This window comes from Streptomyces sp. NPDC049813 (assembly GCF_044465085.1).
In the GTDB taxonomy this organism is placed as follows: Bacteria; Actinomycetota; Actinomycetes; order Streptomycetales; family Streptomycetaceae; genus Streptomyces.
Window position 1 is genome coordinate 1 of sequence record NZ_JBITLI010000017.1, and the last position, 18,610, is coordinate 18,610.

At 72.1% G+C, this 18,610-nt stretch carries 14 protein-coding genes and 1 pseudogene; 5 read left to right on the forward strand and 10 right to left on the reverse strand.

What is annotated here, in order from left to right:
* Positions 1–96 precede the first annotated feature (96 nt).
* The 5 genes from ACIBW6_RS28700 to ACIBW6_RS28720 form a co-directional block, all read right to left on the reverse strand.
* Positions 97–1,314 carry an MFS transporter gene (locus ACIBW6_RS28700; RefSeq protein ID WP_399064575.1) on the reverse strand — a complete coding sequence of 406 codons (1,218 nt, stop codon included), beginning with the start codon at positions 1,312–1,314 and terminating at the stop codon, positions 97–99.
* Positions 1,315–1,509: 195 nt separating this feature from the next.
* Positions 1,510–2,163, reverse strand: coding sequence for an endonuclease (locus ACIBW6_RS28705; protein ID WP_399064577.1), 654 nt, complete (start codon positions 2,161–2,163; stop codon positions 1,510–1,512).
* Positions 2,160–3,179 (reverse strand): non-homologous end-joining DNA ligase, encoded by a 1,020-nt coding sequence (gene ligD, locus ACIBW6_RS28710; protein WP_399064579.1) that lies wholly within the window; start codon positions 3,177–3,179, stop codon positions 2,160–2,162. Before ligD ends, ACIBW6_RS28705 begins: the two co-directional genes overlap by 4 nt.
* Complete coding sequence (locus ACIBW6_RS28715; RefSeq protein ID WP_399064581.1) at positions 3,176–3,850, reverse strand: DNA polymerase ligase N-terminal domain-containing protein; 675 nt, start codon at positions 3,848–3,850, stop codon at positions 3,176–3,178. Before ACIBW6_RS28715 ends, ligD begins: the two co-directional genes overlap by 4 nt.
* A 20-nt stretch (positions 3,851–3,870) precedes the next feature.
* The gene (locus ACIBW6_RS28720) at positions 3,871–4,665 is read right to left on the reverse strand and encodes a SigB/SigF/SigG family RNA polymerase sigma factor (protein ID WP_399064583.1); all 795 of its coding nucleotides are present in this window, start codon (positions 4,663–4,665) and stop codon (positions 3,871–3,873) included.
* A 279-nt stretch (positions 4,666–4,944) separates the two neighbouring features.
* Between ACIBW6_RS28720 and ACIBW6_RS28725 the strand changes: the two genes are divergently transcribed.
* The gene (locus ACIBW6_RS28725) at positions 4,945–5,961 is read left to right on the forward strand and encodes a Ku protein (protein ID WP_399064584.1); all 1,017 of its coding nucleotides are present in this window, start codon (positions 4,945–4,947) and stop codon (positions 5,959–5,961) included.
* 8 nt (positions 5,962–5,969) lie between these two features.
* Here the strand turns inward: ACIBW6_RS28725 and ACIBW6_RS28730 are convergent, their stop codons facing one another.
* Complete coding sequence (locus ACIBW6_RS28730; RefSeq protein ID WP_399064586.1) at positions 5,970–6,686, reverse strand: hypothetical protein; 717 nt, start codon at positions 6,684–6,686, stop codon at positions 5,970–5,972.
* A gap of 229 nt (positions 6,687–6,915) precedes the next feature.
* Here ACIBW6_RS28730 and ACIBW6_RS28735 point away from each other — a divergent pair, with 229 nt between their 5' ends.
* The 4 genes from ACIBW6_RS28735 (at position 6,916) to ACIBW6_RS28750 (ending at position 13,309) form a co-directional block, all read left to right on the forward strand.
* Positions 6,916–7,884 carry an LLM class F420-dependent oxidoreductase gene (locus tag ACIBW6_RS28735; protein ID WP_399064588.1) on the forward strand — a complete coding sequence of 323 codons (969 nt, stop codon included), beginning with the start codon at positions 6,916–6,918 and terminating at the stop codon, positions 7,882–7,884.
* A gap of 88 nt (positions 7,885–7,972) precedes the next feature.
* Entirely contained in the window at positions 7,973–9,769 is a 1,797-nt protein-coding gene (locus ACIBW6_RS28740; RefSeq protein ID WP_399064590.1) for a thiamine pyrophosphate-requiring protein, read from the forward strand.
* Between the two features lie 197 nt (positions 9,770–9,966).
* Positions 9,967–11,265, forward strand: a complete 1,299-nt coding sequence (locus ACIBW6_RS28745) for an acetyl-CoA carboxylase biotin carboxylase subunit family protein (RefSeq protein WP_399064592.1) — start codon at positions 9,967–9,969, stop codon at positions 11,263–11,265.
* A 7-nt stretch (positions 11,266–11,272) separates the two neighbouring features.
* On the forward strand, positions 11,273–13,309 hold the full coding sequence (locus ACIBW6_RS28750) for a CocE/NonD family hydrolase (protein ID WP_399064594.1): 2,037 nt from the start codon (positions 11,273–11,275) through the stop codon (positions 13,307–13,309).
* 137 nt (positions 13,310–13,446) lie between these two features.
* Here the strand turns inward: ACIBW6_RS28750 and ACIBW6_RS28755 are convergent, their stop codons facing one another.
* The 4 genes and pseudogenes from ACIBW6_RS28755 to ACIBW6_RS28770 form a co-directional block, all read right to left on the reverse strand.
* Positions 13,447–14,964 (reverse strand): catalase, encoded by a 1,518-nt coding sequence (locus tag ACIBW6_RS28755; RefSeq protein ID WP_399064596.1) that lies wholly within the window; start codon positions 14,962–14,964, stop codon positions 13,447–13,449.
* A gap of 102 nt (positions 14,965–15,066) precedes the next feature.
* A complete protein-coding gene (locus ACIBW6_RS28760) occupies positions 15,067–16,653 on the reverse strand; it encodes an FMN-binding glutamate synthase family protein (protein ID WP_399064598.1) in 1,587 nt (528 codons plus the stop codon).
* A 176-nt stretch (positions 16,654–16,829) separates the two neighbouring features.
* Positions 16,830–17,171, reverse strand: a pseudogene (locus ACIBW6_RS28765) (PRC-barrel domain-containing protein); the annotation flags it as partial.
* 197 nt (positions 17,172–17,368) lie between these two features.
* Positions 17,369–18,604 (reverse strand): Gfo/Idh/MocA family protein, encoded by a 1,236-nt coding sequence (locus ACIBW6_RS28770; RefSeq protein WP_399064600.1) that lies wholly within the window; start codon positions 18,602–18,604, stop codon positions 17,369–17,371.
* Positions 18,605–18,610 lie beyond the last annotated feature (6 nt).

The window sequence follows — 18,610 nt, forward strand, 5'->3', positions numbered from 1 at the left end:
CGTCGCAATCCACACCGAACCGGAAGGCCCTCACCTGTTTCAAGATCCCTCAGCCGAGACCTGCCTCACCGTCCACAACCTCCCAGGACAGAACAGCTAGCGCGCCGAGCCGACCTGGTCGGAGATTTTCGCGGGCTCCGGCCGGGACGAGGTGACCACCTCGGAACGGCGGGTGCCGCGGTCCATCACCCCGCCGGTGACGGCGAGGGCGAGACCGGCCACGGCGAGCGCCGCGCCGACCAGGTTGGGCGAGGTCCAGCCCCAGCCCGCCGAGATCGCCAGGCCGCCGAGCCAGGCGCCGCCCGCGTTGGCGAGGTTGAACGCGGAGTGGTTGGAGGCGGCCGCCATGGTGGGGGCGTTCTCCGCCTTGGCCATGAGCAGCATCTGCACGGGCGTGGTGATGAGGGAACCCATCGCGCCGATGAAGGTGATGGTCACCAGCGCGGGCACCGTGCTGTGCACCGCGAAGTAGAACGTCACCAGGGCCACGGCGAGCAGGGCCATCCCCGCGTAGAGCGTCGGGCGCAGCGCGCGGTCGGTGAGCGGGCCCGCGACGAGCGTGCCGAGGGTCATGCCGACACCGTAGAGCGCGAGGACCAGGGTGGTCGAGGTGTCGGAGACGCCGGTGACGTGCGTGAGCATCGGCACGAGGTAGCTGTAGACGGCGAAGAAGCCGCCGAAGCCGACGACGGCGGTGGCCAGGCCGATCATGACCTGCTTGTTGCCCATGGCCCGCAGCTCGTGCCGGATGCCGGACTGCTTGCCGCGCGGCTGGTGCGGGACGAACAGGGCCAGCGCGACGAGCGCGAGGACGCCGATGACGGCGACCGCCCAGTAGGCGGCGCGCCAGCCGAGGTGCTGGCCGAGGGCGGTGCCCGCGGGGACGCCGACGATGTTCGCGACGGTGAGGCCGAGGAACATCTTCGACACCGCGCGGGCGGCGCGCTCGGGCGCGACCAGGCGGGAGGCGACGACCGCGCCGACCCCGAACAGGGCTCCGTGCGGCAGGCCCGCCAGGAAGCGGGCGGCGAAGAGGAGACCGAAGCCCGGGGCGAGAGCGGACGCGACGTTGCCGACGACGAAGAGGCCGGACAGGAGCAGCAGCAGCCGCTTGTGCGGGACGCGCGCCCCGATGCCGGTGAGCACGGGGGCGCCGACGACGACGCCGAGGGCGTAGGCCGACACGAGGTTCCCGGCGTGCGGCACGGAGACGTCGACCCCGTCGGCGATCTGGGGCAGCAGCCCCATCGTGGCGAACTCGGTCGTGCCGATGCCGAACGCGACAACAGCCAGGGCCAGCAGGGCCAGCGGCATGGTGCAGGAGACCTTTCGAAGACAGCGGTCCGTGGAGAGGGGAGAACCCGAGCCCCGTTGCCCGGCGCCACCAGGTGCGGAGGCGAGCCCACCAGCATGCAGCATCCGGGGAGCGGACCCGCATTCCAAGATCGGCGCCTGCGCCGTCGTGACCTCCGTCACCCCTCGCCGTACGCCCCTGTCACCGACGGGTTCTCAGGCGGTCCGCGCCCGCTCCCGGCACTCCTCGACCACGCTCTTGTCCAGCGCCGCCCGGACCAGGGCCGCCGCGACCCCGGCCCGCGGGGCGTCGCCCGCCAGGCGGACCAGCGCGGCCGGGTCCTTCGGCAGCCCGAGGCGCTCGGCGCCCTGCAAGGTCTTGGCGTCCAGGAACGGCGCGTACTCGGGCCAGACGTCCTGCACCTCGCGCAGGAAGATGTCGGCGCCGGTCGGGCCGAGCCCGGGCATCCGGCGCAGCTCGGCGCGGAGGGCGTCCGCGTCGCCGCCGGCCCGCTCGCGCACGGTCCGCAGGTCGCCGCCCCACGCGTCCAGGACGAGGCGGGCGCCGTCGCCGAGCTGGGTCGCGGTGCGCTCGTCGTAGCGCCGGTAGCCGCCCTCGCCGAGCGCGTCGACGCGCTGCTGCCAGGTGGCGTCGGCCATGCGGCGGGGGTCGCGCAGCCCGGCGTCGTACAGGGCCCGCGCGCTCGCCACCGCGACGGAGGCGCGGATACGGGCGCTGAGCAGGCTGGCGAGGACCAGCGTCCGGTAGAGCGGCTGCGGGGTGTCCTTCAGGCCGATGCCCGCCTCCGCCGCGTAGGTCTGCCCGTGGCCGTCGAGCAGGGCGCGCATCACGGTCTTCTGGTCGGTCATGACTCCGGCTGCTCCCTGACGACGTCGGCGGGCTGCTTGTCGTCCCGCACTCCCTGGTAGCGGGGGTGGCGCAGCATGCCGTCGCGTGTCCACTCCGCGAAGTCGATCTGCACCACGAGGGCGGGGCGCACCCAGTGGGCGGTGCGCTGAGCGAGGCGGCCCGCGAACGGTGAGCGGTCGACCTCCAGCGCGTCGAGCCGCTGCCGCAGGTCCAGCAGGGTGCGCCGGTCGAATCCGGTGCCGACCTTGCCCGCGTAGCGCAGCTCCCCGGCGGCGGTGTCGTCGTAGTAGCCGACGAGCAGGGCGCCGAGGCCGGTGCGGCTGCCCGCGGGTTCGGTGAAGCCGCCCACCACGAACTCCTGGCCCTGGCTGCACTTCAGCTTGAGCCAGTCGTCCGAGCGGCGCGGCTGGTAGGTGCTCTCGGCCCGTTTGGCGATCAGCCCCTCCCAGCCCCGGCGGCAGGCGTCGGCGAGCAGGTCGGGGCCGCCCGCGTTGCGGTGGGTGCTCAGGCGCACCGGCGCCCGGAAGGTCAGCGCGCGGCGCAGCAGGGACTTGCGGTGGCGCAGCGGCAGCCGGCGCACGTCGACGCCGTCGAGACGCAGCAGGTCGAAGACGTAGTAGGTGACGGCGACCTTGCTCGCCGCGACATCGGCGCGCCGGGTGAGTCCCATGCGCTGCTGGAGGAGGCCGAAGTCGGTGCGGCCGTGCCGGTAGGCGACGATCTCGCCGTCGAGGGTGAAGTCCGCGCGGTCCTGGGCGGCGAGCGCCTCGATGATCTCGGGGTACGTGGCGTCGAGGCGGCGGCCCGAGCGGGAGCGGAGGGTCACCTCGCCGTTCTCGCGCACCGCGAGCACCCGGATGCCGTCCAGCTTCCGCTCGAAGACCCAGCCCTCGGGGAACTCGCGGCGGTCGGTGAGCGTCGCCAGCATCGGCGAGGCGGCGAGTTCGACGCCGGGCGCCGCGGGGCGCGTCCGGCTCTCCAGTCCGGGCGGCAGGCCGTCCAGCAGGCCGCTCACTTCTTCTCCTTGCGGTCCGACTCCCAGGTGGGGGTGTCCGGGGCGGCGGCGACCTGGCGCAGGGTGCGGCCGCTGCGGGCCGAGCGCGCGCGCCGGGGGTCGGTGGTGCCGCCGCCCGCCGCTCCCCCGGACCCCGCGGTGCGCACCAGCAGCCAGGTCGGCTTCCGGGCCGCGCCGCCGTCCTGCTCCTCGCGGCCGTGGAACCGGGTGAGGGCGTACTGCCCGCGCAGCTTGCGGCCGTGCAGCTCGAAGGTGACGTGGCCCTTCTCCAGCGCCTCGGCGAACGGCACGGGGCGGTGCCGCTTGTCGTGGCTGGTCGGGGTGTAGGTGCCCTGGTCCCAGACGATCACCGTGCCACCGCCGTACTCGCCCTGCGGGATCGTTCCCTCGAAGTCCCGGTACGCCATGGGGTGGTCCTCGGTGGGGATGGCGAGGCGCTTGTCGTGCGGGTCGGTGGAGGGGCCCTTCGGGACCGACCACGACTTGAGGACGCCGTCGACCTCAAGACGGAAGTCGAAGTGCATCGTGCTGGCGTCGTGGATCTGCACCACGAAGACGGGCTCGTCCGCGGTGCCGCCCTCGTCGTGGCGGCCGGGCCCGCCGCTCGGCTCGTCGGTCCGGTCGAAGTGCCGCTTGCCGCGGTAGGTCCGCAGTCCGTCCTCGTCGCCCACGACGGGCTCCCTTCGCTGGTTCAGGCGGGCTGCTCGTGCCGGGCGGTCCGGGCGGCGTGCTCGCGGACCGAGGCGCAGCTGCGGGTGATGAGCCGGGAGACGTGCATCTGGGAGATGCCGATGACCTCAGCGATGCGGGCCTGCGTCATGTCCTCGAAGAACCGCAGGTAGAGAATGGTGCGTTCGCGTTCCGGCAGGTGCCGCAGGCCGGCCTTGGCGGCCTCGCGGTCGGCGACGAGCTCGTAGCCCGCCTCGGCCGCTCCGAGGGTGTCGGCCAGGCTGTACCCGTCGTCCGTCGCGCCCGTGCCGGCGTCCAGGGACAGCGCGCTGTAACTCTCCAGGGCCTCCAGGCCGTCGCGTACCTCGTCGCAGGTGAGGCCCGTGTGCGCGGCGAGTTCGGCGGCGCTGGGCTCGCCCACGCCGCCCGAGCGGTCCAGGAGGTCGCGGCGCGCGGCGCGGACCTTGTTGCGCAGGTCCTGGACGCGCCGGGGCACCCGCACGTCCCAGGTGTGGTCCCGGAAGTGGCGGCGCAGTTCGCCGGTGATGGTGGGGACCGCGTACGGCTCGAAGGCGCCGCGCCCGACCTCGTAGCGTTCGATGGCTTTCACCAGGCCTATCGCGGCGACCTGTTCGAGGTCCTGGATGTTCTCGCCCTTGTTGCGGAACCGCCGGGCGAGCCGCTTCGCCATCGGCAGCCAGGCCTCCACCAGCTCCTCGAAGAGCAGGTCGCGTTCGCGTCCGGCCGGGCAGCGGGCCATGCGGGAGAAGGCCTGGTCGGTGTCCGGGGCGTCATGGTGCGGCTGGTGCGTGGCCATGGCGATCTCGCTCCTCAACGCGCAACGAACGTCGGAACGCGAGGAGCGGACGCACCCGCCCTCGGGTGTACGGCTCCCCGCGGACGCGCCTGTGGTCTCAAGCACTCGCATCCGGCTGCCCGTCGTCCCCGGGGACAAACAGTGGTGCTTCGCTCACGCTAAGCGCGGGCCGGGAGCTTCGCACGCCGAGCCCAAGCCCGGCGAGGAGCGGCTCGACGTGCCGCCGGGCGTCGCGCTGCCTAGGCTGGCGTCCTCGGGGTCCGACCAGGGAGGTTCGTCATGCCCCGACCCGTGTGGACCGGCGCCGTCTCGTTCGGGCTTGTCACCATTCCGATCCGGGTCATGACCGCCACCGAGGACCACAGCATCCGGTTCCACCAGTACCACCTCGACGACATGGGCCGGGTGCGCAGCCGCAAGGTGTGCGAGCTGGAGGACCGCGAGGTCAGCCAGGACGAGATCGGCAAGGGGTACGAGATCGCCCCCGGCCAGGTCGTCGCGGTCTCCGACGAGGAACTGCGCGAGATCCCGCTGCCAACCGCGAAGGCCATCGAGATCGTCGCCTTCGTGCCGTACGAGTCGATCGACCCGATCCAGATCGGCGAGGGCTACTACCTGGAGGCCGGCGGACAGGCCGCCGCGAAACCGTACGTCCTGCTCTGCAAGGCGCTGGAGCGCAACGCGAAGGCGGCCGTCGCCAAGTTCGCCTGGCACGGCCGGGAGCGGCTCGGGCTGCTGCGCGTCAAGGAGGACGTCATCGCGCTGCACGCCCTGAAGTGGCCCGACGAGATCCGCTCCCCCGAGGAACTGGTCCCCGCCGAGGTCGACATCACCGACGCGGAGATCGACGAGGCCCTGCTGCTCGTCGACTCGATGACGCGCGAGGAGCCGCTGGAGGAGGCCGAGTGGGCCGCCGACCGGTACACGGCCGCCCTCGAAGAGGTCATCCACGCCAAGGCCGGCGGCAAGCAGCCGCCCGCCGCCGAGCCGCGGGAGGCGCCGTCCGGCCGGGTCCTGGACCTGATGGCGGCGCTGGAGCAGTCCGTGCAGCAGGCGAAGAAGTCCCGCGATCCCGACTCGGGCTCCGACTCGGCCGGGAACGCGACCGTGCACGAGATGCCGCAGAAGAAGACCGCGAAGAAGACGGTGCGCAAGGCCCCCGCCAAGAAGACGGCGGCGTCCCGGTCCTCGGCGTCCCGGTCCACGACGGCGCAGTCCACGACGCGGTCCGCCGCCAAGAAGGCCGCGAAGCAGCCGGCGAAGAAGAGCGCCGGGCGGACTCCGCGGTCGGCGTGACGTGCGGGTCAGTGCAGGACGCTCACCGCGCGGGCGATCACCAGGAGCGAGGTCAGCAGCGCCGACACGCTCTGCACGCTCATCAGCAGCTTGGCGCGCGGCGACAGCGGCATGGTGTCCGTCGGGCTGAACGCCGTGGAGTTGGTGACGGAGACGTACAGGTAGTCGACCAGGGTGGGCACCCAGTCGGACGCACCGCTGGCGCCCTCGCTCACTTCCTGCACGGCGTCGTCGTTCTCGTCCTGCGAGAAGCGGAAGTCGGCCAGTGGCAGTTGCGCGCGCGGTAGCTGCGTCCGGCTGACCGGGCCACCGCGGTCCAGCTCCCAGTAGGCCAGGCCGAAGACGATGATGTTCGTCAGCCACACCTGGAACGCGGCGGCGAGCAGGGACCGCCCGTCCTGGACGCCGGCGAAGACCAGCGCGTGGATGAGCAGCCCGAGGGCGAAGAGATTGCTCGCCGCGATGACCGCCACCAGAGTGAGCGACAGGGCGCGGAAGGTCCTGGTCTGCCGGGTGAGGCGGCGCGGGTTGATCGCCACGAGCGGGATCAGGAGGACGAGTTCGAGGGCGGGCACCACGTAACGCGGAGCGATCAGCAGCCGCTGCGGCAGGAAGAGGTAGAGCGCGATCGCGGTGACGGTGGCCACCGCGGCGGGCAGCCGGGCCTCACCCCGCCGCTGGTGCCGGGGGTGCCTGGTCCGGGCCTCCGCCCGCGTACGCGGCATGGGTCGTCCTCCTGTCGCCGGGCCCCGTGAGCAGCTTCTCGCACAGCGCGGCATGCGGGCTCGGGGAGCCGGTACCCAGGAACGCGGTCGGGTCACTTCGTCCGTTCCGTCCGGCGTACGGGGGGTACTCGCCGCCGGGCCAGGTCACCGCATGACCTGCGTCGGGCCCGGGCCCGCCTCCGGTGCACGCCCGGCCCACGACCCCGCGATCCGTTCCGGAAGGCGACCCATGACGACGTACGGCTACTTCCTCTCCTCGGAGGAGTTCACCCCGGCCGAGCTGCTCTCCCAGGCCCGGGCCGCCGAGCAGGCCGGATTCCAGGCGCTGGCCATCTCCGACCACTTCCACCCGTGGAACGACGAGCAGGGCCAGAGCGCCTTCGTCTGGTCGATGATCGGGGCCCTGTCCCAGGTGACCTCACTGCCGGTGACGACCCTGGTCACCTGCCCCACGGTGCGGATGCACCCGGCCCTCAACGCGCAGGCCGCCGCCACCTCGGCCGTCCTGACCGAGGGCCGGTTCCGGTTCGGCATCGGCACCGGCGAGGCCCTGAACGAGCACGTCCTCGGGGACGCCTGGCCCGAGGCGCCCCGGCGCATGGAGATGCTGGAGGAGGCCGTGCACGTGATGCGGCGGCTCTTCACCGGCGAACAGGTCACCCACCGCGGCGCGCACTACACCGTGCAGAACGCGCGGCTCTACACCCGCCCCGACAGCCCGCCCCCGCTCTACGTGTCCGGCTTCGGACCGCAGGCCGCCGCACTGGCGGGCCGGATCGGCGACGGGTTCGTGACGATGAGCCCGGACGCCGACCTGGTGGGGCAGTTCCGCCGGGCGGGCGGCGGGCAGAACCCGGTGATCGGCGGGCTGAAGGTCTGCTGGAGCCACGACCGGGCGCAGGCCGTGAAGACCGTGCACCGGCTGTGGCCCAACGAGCAGCTGCCCGGCGAGCTCGCCCAGGTGCTGCCCACGCCCGCCCACTTCGAGCAGGCGTCCACCCTGGTCACCGAGGAGATGGTGGCCGACGCCGTGGTCTGCGGCGACGACCGGGACGCACACGTCGGCGCGGTGCGGGAGTTCGCCGACGCGGGCTTCGACGAGGTCTACGTCAACCAGATCGGCCCCGACCAGCAGGGGTTCTTCGACTTCTACCGCGCCGAGGTGCTGCCCCGGCTGCGGGAGGCCGGCACCTCCTGAGCCGGTCCGCGCCCCGTCCGGGCATGGGCGCCCCGAAGGCGGACACCCGGAACCCGATGTACCGCACCGAGCCAGAAAGGACGTACCCGTGACGCAGAAGGTCTCCGACCACATCCTCGAGCGCCTGCGCGAATGGGAGGTCGAGCACGTCTTCGCCTACGCGGGCGACGGCATCAACGGCCTTCTCGCCGCCTGGGGCCGCGCCGACAACAAGCCCGAGTTCATCCAGGCCCGCCACGAGGAGATGGCCGCGTTCGAGGCCGTCGGCTACGCGAAGTTCTCCGGCAAGGCCGGTGTCTGCGCGGCCACCTCCGGGCCCGGCGCGATCCACCTCCTGAACGGTCTGTACGACGCCAAGCTCGACCACGTGCCCGTCGTCGCGATCGTCGGGCAGACCAACCGCAGCGCCATGGGCGGCTCCTACCAGCAGGAGGTCGACCTGCTGAGCCTCTTCAAGGACGTGGCCTCGGACTTCTGCGAGATGGTCACCGTCCCCGAGCAGCTCCCCGCCGTCATCGACCGGGCGTTCCGCACCGCCTACGCCCGCCGCACCGTCACCGCGATCATCGTCCCGGCCGACGTGCAGGAGCTGGACTACTCGCCGCCCACGCACGCCTTCAAGATGGTCCCCTCCAGCCTCGGCATGGCGTCCTACGCGCCCGTCCCCGCCGACGAGGACCTGCTCAAGGCGGCGGAGATCCTGAACGCGGGCGAGAAGGTCGCCGTCCTCGTCGGCCAGGGCGCGCGCGGCGCCCGTGCCGAGGTCGAACAGCTCGCCGAGACGCTGGGCGCGGGCGTGGCCAAGGCGCTGCTCGGCAAGGACGCGCTCCCCGACGACCTGCCCTATGTCACCGGGTCGATCGGGCTGCTCGGCACCCGTCCCTCGTACGAGCTGATGCAGGAGTGCGACACCCTGCTCGTCATCGGCTCCAGCTTCCCCTACAGCCAGTTCCTGCCGGAGTTCGGACAGGCGCGGGCGGTCCAGATCGACATCGACCCGCACATGATCGGGCTGCGCTACCCCTTCGAGCTCAACCTCGTCGGCGACGCCCGGGCCACCCTGGCCCGGCTGCTGCCGCACCTGGAGAAGAAGAAGCACGGCAAGTGGCGCAAGAAGATCGAGAAGGACACCGCGCGCTGGTGGGAGGTGATGGAGCGGCGGGCCGCCGTCGAGGCCGACCCGATCAACCCCGAGTACGTCGTGCACGCGCTCGACGCCCTCCTGCCCGAGGACGTGATCCTCGCCGCGGACTCCGGCTCGGCCGCCAACTGGTACGCCCGGCACCTGCGGCTGCGCGGCTCGATGCGCGGCTCCCTGTCGGGCACGCTGGCCACGATGGGCCCGGGCGTCCCGTACGTGATCGGGGCGAAGTTCGCGCACCCGGGGCGGCCCGCGATCGCGCTCGTCGGGGACGGGGCGATGCAGATGAACGGTCTGGCCGAGCTGATCACCGCCGCCAAGTACTGGCAGGAGTGGGAGAACCCGCAGCTGATCGTGGCCGTCCTCAACAACAAGGACCTCAACCAGGTCACCTGGGAGATGCGGGCCATGTCCGGGGCACCGCAGTTCCTGCCCTCGCAGGCGCTGCCCGACGTCCCCTACGCCGACTTCGCCCGCTCCATCGGCCTCGACGGCGTGCGGGTCGAGAAGCCCGGTGACGTGGAGGGCGCCTGGCGGCAGGCGCTCGCCGCCGACCGGCCCTTCGTCCTGGACTTCCGTACGGATCCGGCGGTGCCGCCGATCCCGCCGCACGCCACGCTGGACCAGATCGAGGCGGCGGCCACGGCGATCCTCAAGGGCGACAGCGACGCGGCGGACGTCATGAAGCAGGGCTTCAAGGCGAAGGTGCAGGAGATGCTGCCCGGCGGTCGCCGGGACGGCTGACGCCGGTGCGCGCCGCCCGGCGGCAGGACCGGGCGGCGCGCACCGGACCGGGGCCCGGGCCGCGCCCGAGGGGGACGCGGCGCCGGGCCTTCGCGCGCCACCGGGTGCCTTCTCGCAGGTGGTGACCGGTGGCCGGGACGTGTGCTCCGTACGACGACGGGTACCCAGGCCCGCATCGCCGATCCAAGGAGCACTCCGTGTCCCACCCTCGCCGCAATGTCTTCGTCCTCGGACTCGACGAGGCGAACCTGCCTGCCCTGCAGGCCGTCCCCGGCGCCGGCGACCTGAACCTCCACCCGCTGCTCTCCATCGCGGAGTTGCAGGAGGGCGAGGTCAGCGTCCCGGACCTGATCGACCGGGCCTGCCGGGTGCTCGACGCGTTCGACGGCCGGATCGACGCGATCGTCGGCTACTGGGACTTCCCGGTCAGCACGCTGGTGGCCGTGCTCGGCGAGCGCTACGGCACCCGCGCCCCCAGCCTGGAGTCGGTGGTCAAGTGCGAGCACAAGTACTGGAGCCGGCTCGTGCAGGCGGAGGTCGTCCCGGACCACCCGAACTTCGGCCGGGTCGATCTCGACGCCTCCGAACCACGCCCGCCGGACGGCGTCTCGTTCCCGATGTGGCTCAAGCCGGCCCTGTCGTACTCCTCCGAACTGGCCTACGGCGTCAAGGACATGGCCGGGTTCGAGGAGGCCGTCGGGCACATCCGCGACGGCATCGCGCGGGTCGGCCGGCCCTTCGAGTACATCCTGGACCAGCTCGAACTGCCGCCGGAGATGGCCGGGGTGGGCGCCCAGGCCTGCCTTGCCGAGGAGGCCCTCGAAGGCCTGCAGGTGGCGGTCGAGGGTTACGTCCACGACGGTGAGGTCACCGTCTACGGCGTGCTGGACTCCATCAACTACCCGGACTCCACCAGCTTCCTGCGCCACCAGTACCCCTCTGCGCTGCCCGCGCCGGTGCAGCGGCGGCTGCGGGAGACCTCCATGCGGGTCATGGAGCACATCGGCATGGACGGGGCGACGTTCAGCATCGAGTTCTTCTACGACCCGCACGCCGACTCGATCGCGATCCTGGAGATCAACCCGCGCCACTCGCAGTCGCACGCCGAACTGTTCCAGTTCGTCGACGGGGTACCCAACCACCACTGCATGCTGGCGCTCTCCCTGGGCGAGGACCCCGCGCTGCCGAACCGGCAGGGCCCCTACGAACTGGCCGCCAAGTGGTACTACCGCTGGTTCACCGACGGGGTGGTGCGCCGCATCCCGTCGCCGGACGAGGTCGAGAAGATCGCCGACTCGATCCCCGGTGTCCGCATCGACGTCGTCCCCGACGAGGCGCAGCGCCTGTCGGAGATCGGCCAGCAGGACAGCTACAGCTACGAAGTGGCGCACATCTTCACCGGCGGTGACAGTGAGGAGGAGCTGCGTGAGAAGTACGACCGCTGTGTGGCGGCCCTCCGCCTGAACTTCGACAGCCCGACCGCCCACTCCTCCTGAGAGAGCCATGCGATACGTCGACAACCTCCCGCACGCCACCAAGGAAGAGGACAACGTCAGGATCCCGATGTCGGACGGCATCCACCTGTCGGCCAAGATCTGGCGTCCCCTCTCCTCCGACGGCACCCCGGTCCCCGCCGTCCTGGAGTACATCCCCTACCGCAAGCGGGACCTGAGTTCGGTCCGCGACTCCCTGCACCACCCCTATATCGCGGGGCACGGTTACGCCTGCGTCCGCGTCGACCTGCGGGGCACCGGTGACTCGGAGGGCGTGCTGACCGACGAGTACCTGGAGCGCGAACAGGCCGACGCCGAGGACGTCCTCGCGTGGCTGGCGGCTCAGCCCTGGTGCGACGGCAGCACCGGGATGATGGGCATCTCGTGGGGCGCGTTCGCCGCGCTCCAGGTCGCGGCGCGCCGGCCGCCGAGCCTGCGGGCCGTCGTGCTGTCCTCGTTCACCGACGACCGGTACGCCGACGACATGCACTACATGGGCGGGGCGCTGCTCTCCGACAACCTCGGCGAGGCGGGCACCATGTTCGCCTACTCCACCTGTCCGCCCGACCCGGCGACGGTCGGCGACGCGTGGCGGGCGATGTGGCACGAGCGCCTGGAGGCCGTCGAGCCGTGGGTGCTGAACTGGCTGCGGCACCAGCGGCGCGACGCCTACTGGCGGCACGCCTCGGTCTGCGAGGACTACGCGGCGGTCCGCACGCCCGTGCTGGCCTCCAGCGGCTGGGCGGACGGCTACTCGAACGCGGTGACCCGGCTCCTGTCCCACCTGGACGTGCCTCGCAAGGGGCTCATCGGCCCGTGGTCGCACAAGTACCCGCACCTCGGCGAGCCGGGCCCGGCGATCGGCTACCTCCAGGAGGTCGTGCGCTGGTGGGACCACTGGCTCAAGGGCGTGGACAACGGCGTGATGGACGGCCCGATGCTGCGCGCGTGGATGCAGGAGAGCGTGCCGCCGTCCACGGCGTACGAGGAGCGACCGGGGCGCTGGGTGGGTGAGAACCTGCCGTCGGGCCACGTCGAGGAGACGGCCTACCAGCTGGGCTCGGGCCGGCTGTCGTCGCCGGCGCAGAAGGCCGGGCCGCCGGTCGACTCCGGCATCCAGTCCCCGCTGTCCGTCGGGCAGTTCGCCGGGAAGTGGGCCTCCTACAACGCCCCGCCGGACCTCCCCTACGACCAGCGCGAGGAGGACGGCGGTTCCCTCGTCTACGAGACGGAGCCGCTCGCCGAGCGGCTGGAGATCCTCGGGGTGCCGCGCGTCGAGGTGGAGGTGAGCGCCGACCAGCCCGTCGCGATGGTCGCGGCCCGCATCTCCGACGTGGCGCCCGACGGCAGGGCGACCCGGGTGACGTACGGCATCCTCAACCTGACGCGCCGGGACTCGGCCGACGAGCCGGAGCCGCTGGAGCCCGGCGAGCGCTACCGGGCCGTGGTCAGCCTGAACGGGGTGGCCCAGGCCTTCCCGCCCGGCCACCGCGTGCGGCTGTCGCTGTCGACGTCGTACTGGCCGCTGGCCTGGCCGGCGCCGGCGCCGTCCCCGGCGCGGCTGACGGTGCACGAGGGCGCCTGCCGCCTGGTGCTGCCGGTGCGGCCCACCGAGAGCGACGACGACCCGGCGACGGCGGTGGCGCCCTTCGAGGCGCCGGAGGGCACCCGGCCGCTGGCCACGCGCTCCGTCACGCCGCCGGAGGAGCGCTGGGACGTCACCCGCGACCTGATCGACTACGGCTCCCGGCTGGAGGTCGTGAAGGACCGGGGCATCCAGCACTTCGACGCGATCGACCTCGACGTGGGGCTGCGGGCCGTGGAGCGGTACACGTCCACGGCCGACGACTTCACCTCGCCGGCGGGCGAGTCCACGTGGACGATGCGGTTCCGGCGGCAGGACTGGGACGTGCGGATCCACACCAGCACGACGCTGCGCTGCGACGCCGACTCCTTCCACGTCAACGCCGAGCTGGACGCCTACGAGGGCGACCGCCGGGTCTTCTCGCGCACGTGGAACGAGTCGCTCCCGCGCGACGCGCTGTAGGTCGGTGCCCCGGCCCGGACCCGTCCGGGCCGGGGCAAGCCACCGTCCCGCGCCCCCGGCGTGCCCCTTACTCCCCCGGGACACGCGTCTGCCGCCGCCCCGGACCGGGGCGGCGGCAGCGACGGGAGCGCTCCGGCTCAGGCCTTGTGCTGCATGCTGCTGCGGGCCGGGTTGGCCTGCTCAGCGGCCTTGGGGTCCTTCTCGTCCGCCTTGGCGCGCACACCTTCCTTGATGCGCTCGCCGATGGACTTGTCGATGTTGGACCAGTACTCGAAGGCTCGCTGGAGCACCGGCTCGGTCACCCCGTTGAGCAGGTGGCCCACGACGTTGTCCACGAGCCGGTCGCGCGCGGCGTCGTCCAGGACCTCGCGGACCATCGTGCCCGCCTGGCCCCAGTCGTCGTCCTCGGCGTGGTCGACGTAGGCGGCGCGGGTGATGTCGCCGTCCGCGTACCAGCTCGGCGAGGTGTTGTTGGTGTCCGCGGCCGGGCCGCCCTTGGAGTTCGGCGCGTAGACCGGGTCCTGGCGCTTGTGGTACGCCATGGCCCCGTCCTTGGAGTACGTGTGCACGGGCACGACCGGCGCGTTGACCGGGAGCTGCTGGTAGTTGGCGCCGATGCGGTAGCGGTGCGCGTCGGCGTAGGAGAACAGCCGGGCGAGCAGCATCCGGTCGGGGCTCGGGCCGATGCCGGGGACGAGGTTGTTGGGCTGGAAGGCCGCCTGCTCGATCTCGGCGTGGTTGTCCGTGGGGTTGCGGTCCAGCGTCATCTTGCCGACCTCGGTCAGCGGGTAGTCGCCGTGCGGCCACACCTTGGTCAGGTCGAACGGGTTGAAGCGGTAGTCGGCCGCGTCCTCGTACGGCATGACCTGCACGTACAGCGTCCAGCTCGGGTACTCGCCGTCGCGGATGTGCTCGAAGAGGTCACGGGTGTGGTAGTCCGTGTCCGCCGCGGCCATCTGGTCGGCCTCGTGCTGGGTGAAGCACTCGATGCCCTGGTCGGTCTTGAAGTGGTACTTCACCCAGAACCGCTCGCCCTGCGCGTTGATCCACATGTACGTGTGCGAGGTGTAGCCGTTCATGTGGCGCCAGGTGCGCGGAATGCCGCGGTCCCCCATCAGCCAGGTCACCTGGTGGGCGGACTCGGGCGAGAGGGTCCAGAAGTCCCACTGCATGTCGTGGTCGCGCAGGTTGTTGTCCGCGCGCCGCTTCTGGGACCGGATGAAGTGCTGGAACTTCATCGGGTCCTTGACGAAGAAGACCGGGGTGTTGTTCCCGACCATGTCGTAGTTGCCCTCGGAGGTGTAGAACTTCACCGCGAAGCCGCGCGGGTCGCGCCAGGTGTCCGGGCTCCCGCGCTCGCCGGCGACGGTGGAGAACCGGGCCACCAGCTCCGTCCGGGTCCCCGGCTGGAAGAGCGCCGCCTTCGTGTACCGGCTGACGTCCGCGGTGACCTCGAAGTGGCCGAAGGCGCCGCTGCCCTTGGCGTGGGGCTGGCGCTCGGGGATCCGCTCCCGGTTGAACTGCGCCATCTGTTCGATCAGATAGGAGTCCTGGAGGAGGATCGGTCCGCCGGGTCCCACCGTGAGCGAATGTTCGTCGCTCTCGACCGGAGCACCGGAATCCGATGTGGTCGCTTTGCCTGTGACGTCACTCATGGGTTACGCGTGCCTTTCGGAGTTGTCGTTCTGTAGGCCGCCGAGGGGGACTCTGTCCATCCTGCGGCCTCTGTGCCCGCACGGCCATTTGTCCGGTGCGGGTCATCCCACGGCGAACGTGTCCGGGTCGGCCGCCTTCCAGTCGGCGGCCCAGCTCTCGGGCGGGGCGGCGAGCAGTTCGCCCGGTGAGAGCCACTCGTACAGTTCGGCGTAGGAGCGGAACCTGCCGTCGGTCTCCCGGCGCCGCAGCAGCCGGGGGCCGAGTTCGGCGGGGGTGCTGACGCCCATCGCCGCCATGATCTGCAGCGCGCTGTCGACGGTGGCCCGCTGGTAGCGGGTGACGCGCGCGGCCTTGTCCCCGACGTCCAGGGCGCGGGCGCGGCGCGGGTCCTGGGTGGTCACGCCGGTCGGGCAGTGGTTGGTGTGGCAGCGCTGCGCCTGGATGCAGCCGACGGCGAACATCATCGCGCGGGCCGCGTTCGTGTAGTCGGCGCCCATGGCGAGCCGTTTGACGATGTCGGAGCCGGTGGCCACCTTGCCGCTGGCGCCGATCCGTATCCGGTCGCGCAGTCCCGCGCCGGTGAGGGCGCCGTGCACGGTGAAGAGGCCGTCGGTGAGCGGCATCCCGAGGTGGTCGGCGAACTCCAGCGGGGCCGCGCCGGTGCCGCCCTCCGCGCCGTCCACCACGATGAAGTCCGGGGTGATCCCCTCGGCCGTCATCGCCTTGCACACGGCGAGGAACTGGGTCCGCGACCCCGGGCACAGCTTGAAGCCGACCGGTTTGCCGTGCGTGAGCTCCCGCAGCCGGGCGAGGAAGCGGACCAGTTCGCGCGGGGTGGAGAAGACGCGGTGGTAGGGCGGTGAGATGACGGTCTCGCCCGCGGGGACGCCGCGTACCGAGGCGATCTCGGCGTTGACCTTGGCACCGGGCAGGACGCCCCCGATGCCGGGCTTGGCGCCCTGGGACAGCTTCAGCGAGACGCAGCGCACGGACGGGTGCGCCGCCTTCTCGGCGAACTGCTTCTCGTCGAAGCCGCCGTCCGGGGTGCGGCAGCCGAAGTAGCCGGTGCCGATCTCCCAGACGAGGTCGCCGCCGGGCTCCAGGTGGTAGCCCGAGAGGCCGCCCTCACCGGTGTCGTGGGCGAAGCCGCCGCGGGCCGCGCCCGTGTTCAGGGCGAGGACGGCGTTGGCCGAGAGCGAGCCGAAACTCATCGCGGAGACGTTGAGCAGCGCCATGTCGTACGGCGCGGCGCAGTCGGGGCCGCCGATCCGGACGCGGGGCGGCTCCTTGGCCACGTCCACGGGCGCCATGGACGGTACGAGGAACTCGTAGCCGTGCTCCTGCATGTCGCGCTCGCTGCCGAACGGCTCCTCGGCGTCGACGCCCTTGGCCCGTTCGTAGACGATGCTGCGGGTGTCGCGGTCGTAGGGCCTGCCGTCGTAGTTGCGCTCGACGAAGTACTGCTGGAGCTCCGGGCGGACCTTCTCCATCAGGAAGCGCAGCCGGCCCAGGACCGGGTAGTTGCGCAGGACCGAATGGCGCCGCTGCACGAGGTCGTGCAGGGCGGTCGCCGCCAGGGCCAGCAGGGGCCCCGCGGCCGCCCACCACCACGGGTCGACCAGCAGGGCGAGCAGCGTGCTGCCCACTCCGGCGGCCAGCAGTACGCCTACTGTCGCGAAACGCGTCATGGTCCTCGTCTCACCTGCGTCCGGCAGGACGTACGCGGGCGCGGGCCGGGCCGCGCGGGGCGGCCCGGCCCGCTGTCCTGCCTCTCACCGAGCGGCCGTCAGATCGTCGGACGACCGGACGCCGTCGTCCCCGCACCGGGGGTACCAGGCGTGCCCGGCGGTGTGCCGGGGGTGCCGTGGCCGCCGTAGTACGTGCCGAGCTGCTCGTGGTAGCCGGTGTCGCCCAGGTGCTTGTCCTTGTCGAACTCCGGCGCGTCCTTGATCTCGTCCTTGGTGCGCGCCACCTGGATCGTCTTGGCCTCGGCGTCGATGCCCGTGATGGTGCCGGCGGGCAGCAGGACCTCCTTGCCGAAGATCCATACGCCGGTGTCCACCACGATGTACTGCGAGCCGACGTCGTTGGAGTGTTTGTCCACCTTGCCGATGTGCCCGTCGGTCGCTTCGACCTTGTACCCGGTCAGATCGGCATTCGGAGTGTGACCAGCACTGGCCGGGTAGTTCCAGATGTTCTCGGTCATAGTGCTACCTCCGTACATCAGTCGCGTCAGGCAGGCGGTGCAGGGCTGCACCGTGCGTCCTGCTCCGGCGACTCCACCCGACTATCCGGGCGGCCCGCCTTCAAACGGGCCGCCTCCCACATGGCCGGAAGGGACGGGGCTTTCCGGTCGCGGGCGCGGCGGCCCGCCGCCGGATCACCGCCGGCGTCCGCCCCGGGTCACTCCTGGCCGTCGGCGAACCATTGGGCCAGGTCGGGGGCGACCCGCTGGACGGTGACGGGACGCCCGTCGCCGCGCAGCGACTCCGTCGCCGCGACGCCGGCGGCGACGGCCTCGCGGGCCGCGACCGGGCTGGTGTCGGTGGCCCCGCCGGAGCGCACGAAGCGCAGGAACTCGGCCACCAGCATCGGGTCGGAGCCGCCGTGGCCGCCGTCCCCCGGCGGCGGCATGGGCACGACGAGGTCGGCGTCGGCCCGGTATCCGCTGCGCCGCTTCCAGACCCGGACCTCGGCGCTCTCCCCGTGGTCGCCGAAGTTCTCCAGGCGGCCCTCGGTGCCGATGACGGTGTAGTTGCGCCAGTAGTCGGGGGTGTAGTGGCACTGCTGGTAGCTGGCGTGCACGCCGCCTTCGAGCCGCATGACCATCATCGACAGGTCCTCGACGTCGACGACCGGGTTGAGCCCGGTCAGGCTCAGCGGCGGCCAGTTGTGCTCGGGGTCGTACCAGTCGGGCATGACCGCCCCGGGCGCCTGGCCCGAGCGGTCGGCGATGGAGCCGTAGACGGTGAGGCCGCCCAGGGCGCTGACCCGCTCGGTGTAGGCGCCGGCCAGCCAGTGGATGACGTCCAGGTCGTGGGCGCCCTTCTGCAGGAGCAGGCCGGTGGTGTTGCGGCGGTCGGCGTGCCAGTCCTTGAAGTAGAAGTCGCCGCCGTGGCCGACGAAGTGGCGGCACCAGACGGCCTTGACCTCGCCGATCTCGCCGCGCTTGATGAGGTCGCGCATGACGCGGACGACGGGCATGTGGCGCATGTTGTGGCCCACGTACAGGCGGGCGCCGCCCGCGCGGGCCGCGGCGAGGACGCGGTCGCAGCCCTCGGTGGTGATGGCCAGCGGCTTCTCCACGAAGACCGCGACCCCGGCCGCCAGCAGGTCGACGGCGAGGGCCTCGTGGGTGTGGTCGGGGGTGATGACGAAGACGGCGTCCAGCTCCTCGGCGGCCAGCATCTCCCGGTGCCCCGGGTAGGTGCGGACGGCGTCGCCGAACCAGGTGCGGGCCCGGTCGAACATGGCGGGCGCGGTGTCGGCGACGGCCACCACCGCCGAGCCCTCGCCGGGGTGGTGGGCCTCCTGGGCGAGCGTGGCGCGCAGACCGAGACCGATGACGCCGAGGCGCAGGTCGCGGGTGGGCGTGCGGCCGCCGGAGGGTGCGGTGGAGACGGAGGAGGTGTCGCTCACGCGTAC

Excerpts from the sequence above, each read along its gene's own strand:
- ACIBW6_RS28725 (WP_399064584.1), top strand. The coding sequence starts at position 4,945 with ATGCCCCGACCCGTGTGGACCGGCGCCGTCTCGTTCGGGCTTGTCACC.
- ACIBW6_RS28720 (WP_399064583.1), bottom strand. The coding sequence starts at position 4,665 with ATGGCCACGCACCAGCCGCACCATGACGCCCCGGACACCGACCAGGCC.
- ACIBW6_RS28700 (WP_399064575.1), bottom strand. The coding sequence starts at position 1,314 with ATGCCGCTGGCCCTGCTGGCCCTGGCTGTTGTCGCGTTCGGCATCGGC.
- ACIBW6_RS28705 (WP_399064577.1), bottom strand. The coding sequence starts at position 2,163 with ATGACCGACCAGAAGACCGTGATGCGCGCCCTGCTCGACGGCCACGGG.
- ACIBW6_RS28760 (WP_399064598.1), bottom strand. The coding sequence starts at position 16,653 with ATGACGCGTTTCGCGACAGTAGGCGTACTGCTGGCCGCCGGAGTGGGC.
- ACIBW6_RS28735 (WP_399064588.1), top strand. The coding sequence starts at position 6,916 with ATGACGACGTACGGCTACTTCCTCTCCTCGGAGGAGTTCACCCCGGCC.
- ACIBW6_RS28730 (WP_399064586.1), bottom strand. The coding sequence starts at position 6,686 with ATGCCGCGTACGCGGGCGGAGGCCCGGACCAGGCACCCCCGGCACCAG.
- ACIBW6_RS28750 (WP_399064594.1), top strand. The coding sequence starts at position 11,273 with ATGCGATACGTCGACAACCTCCCGCACGCCACCAAGGAAGAGGACAAC.
- ACIBW6_RS28755 (WP_399064596.1), bottom strand. The coding sequence starts at position 14,964 with ATGAGTGACGTCACAGGCAAAGCGACCACATCGGATTCCGGTGCTCCG.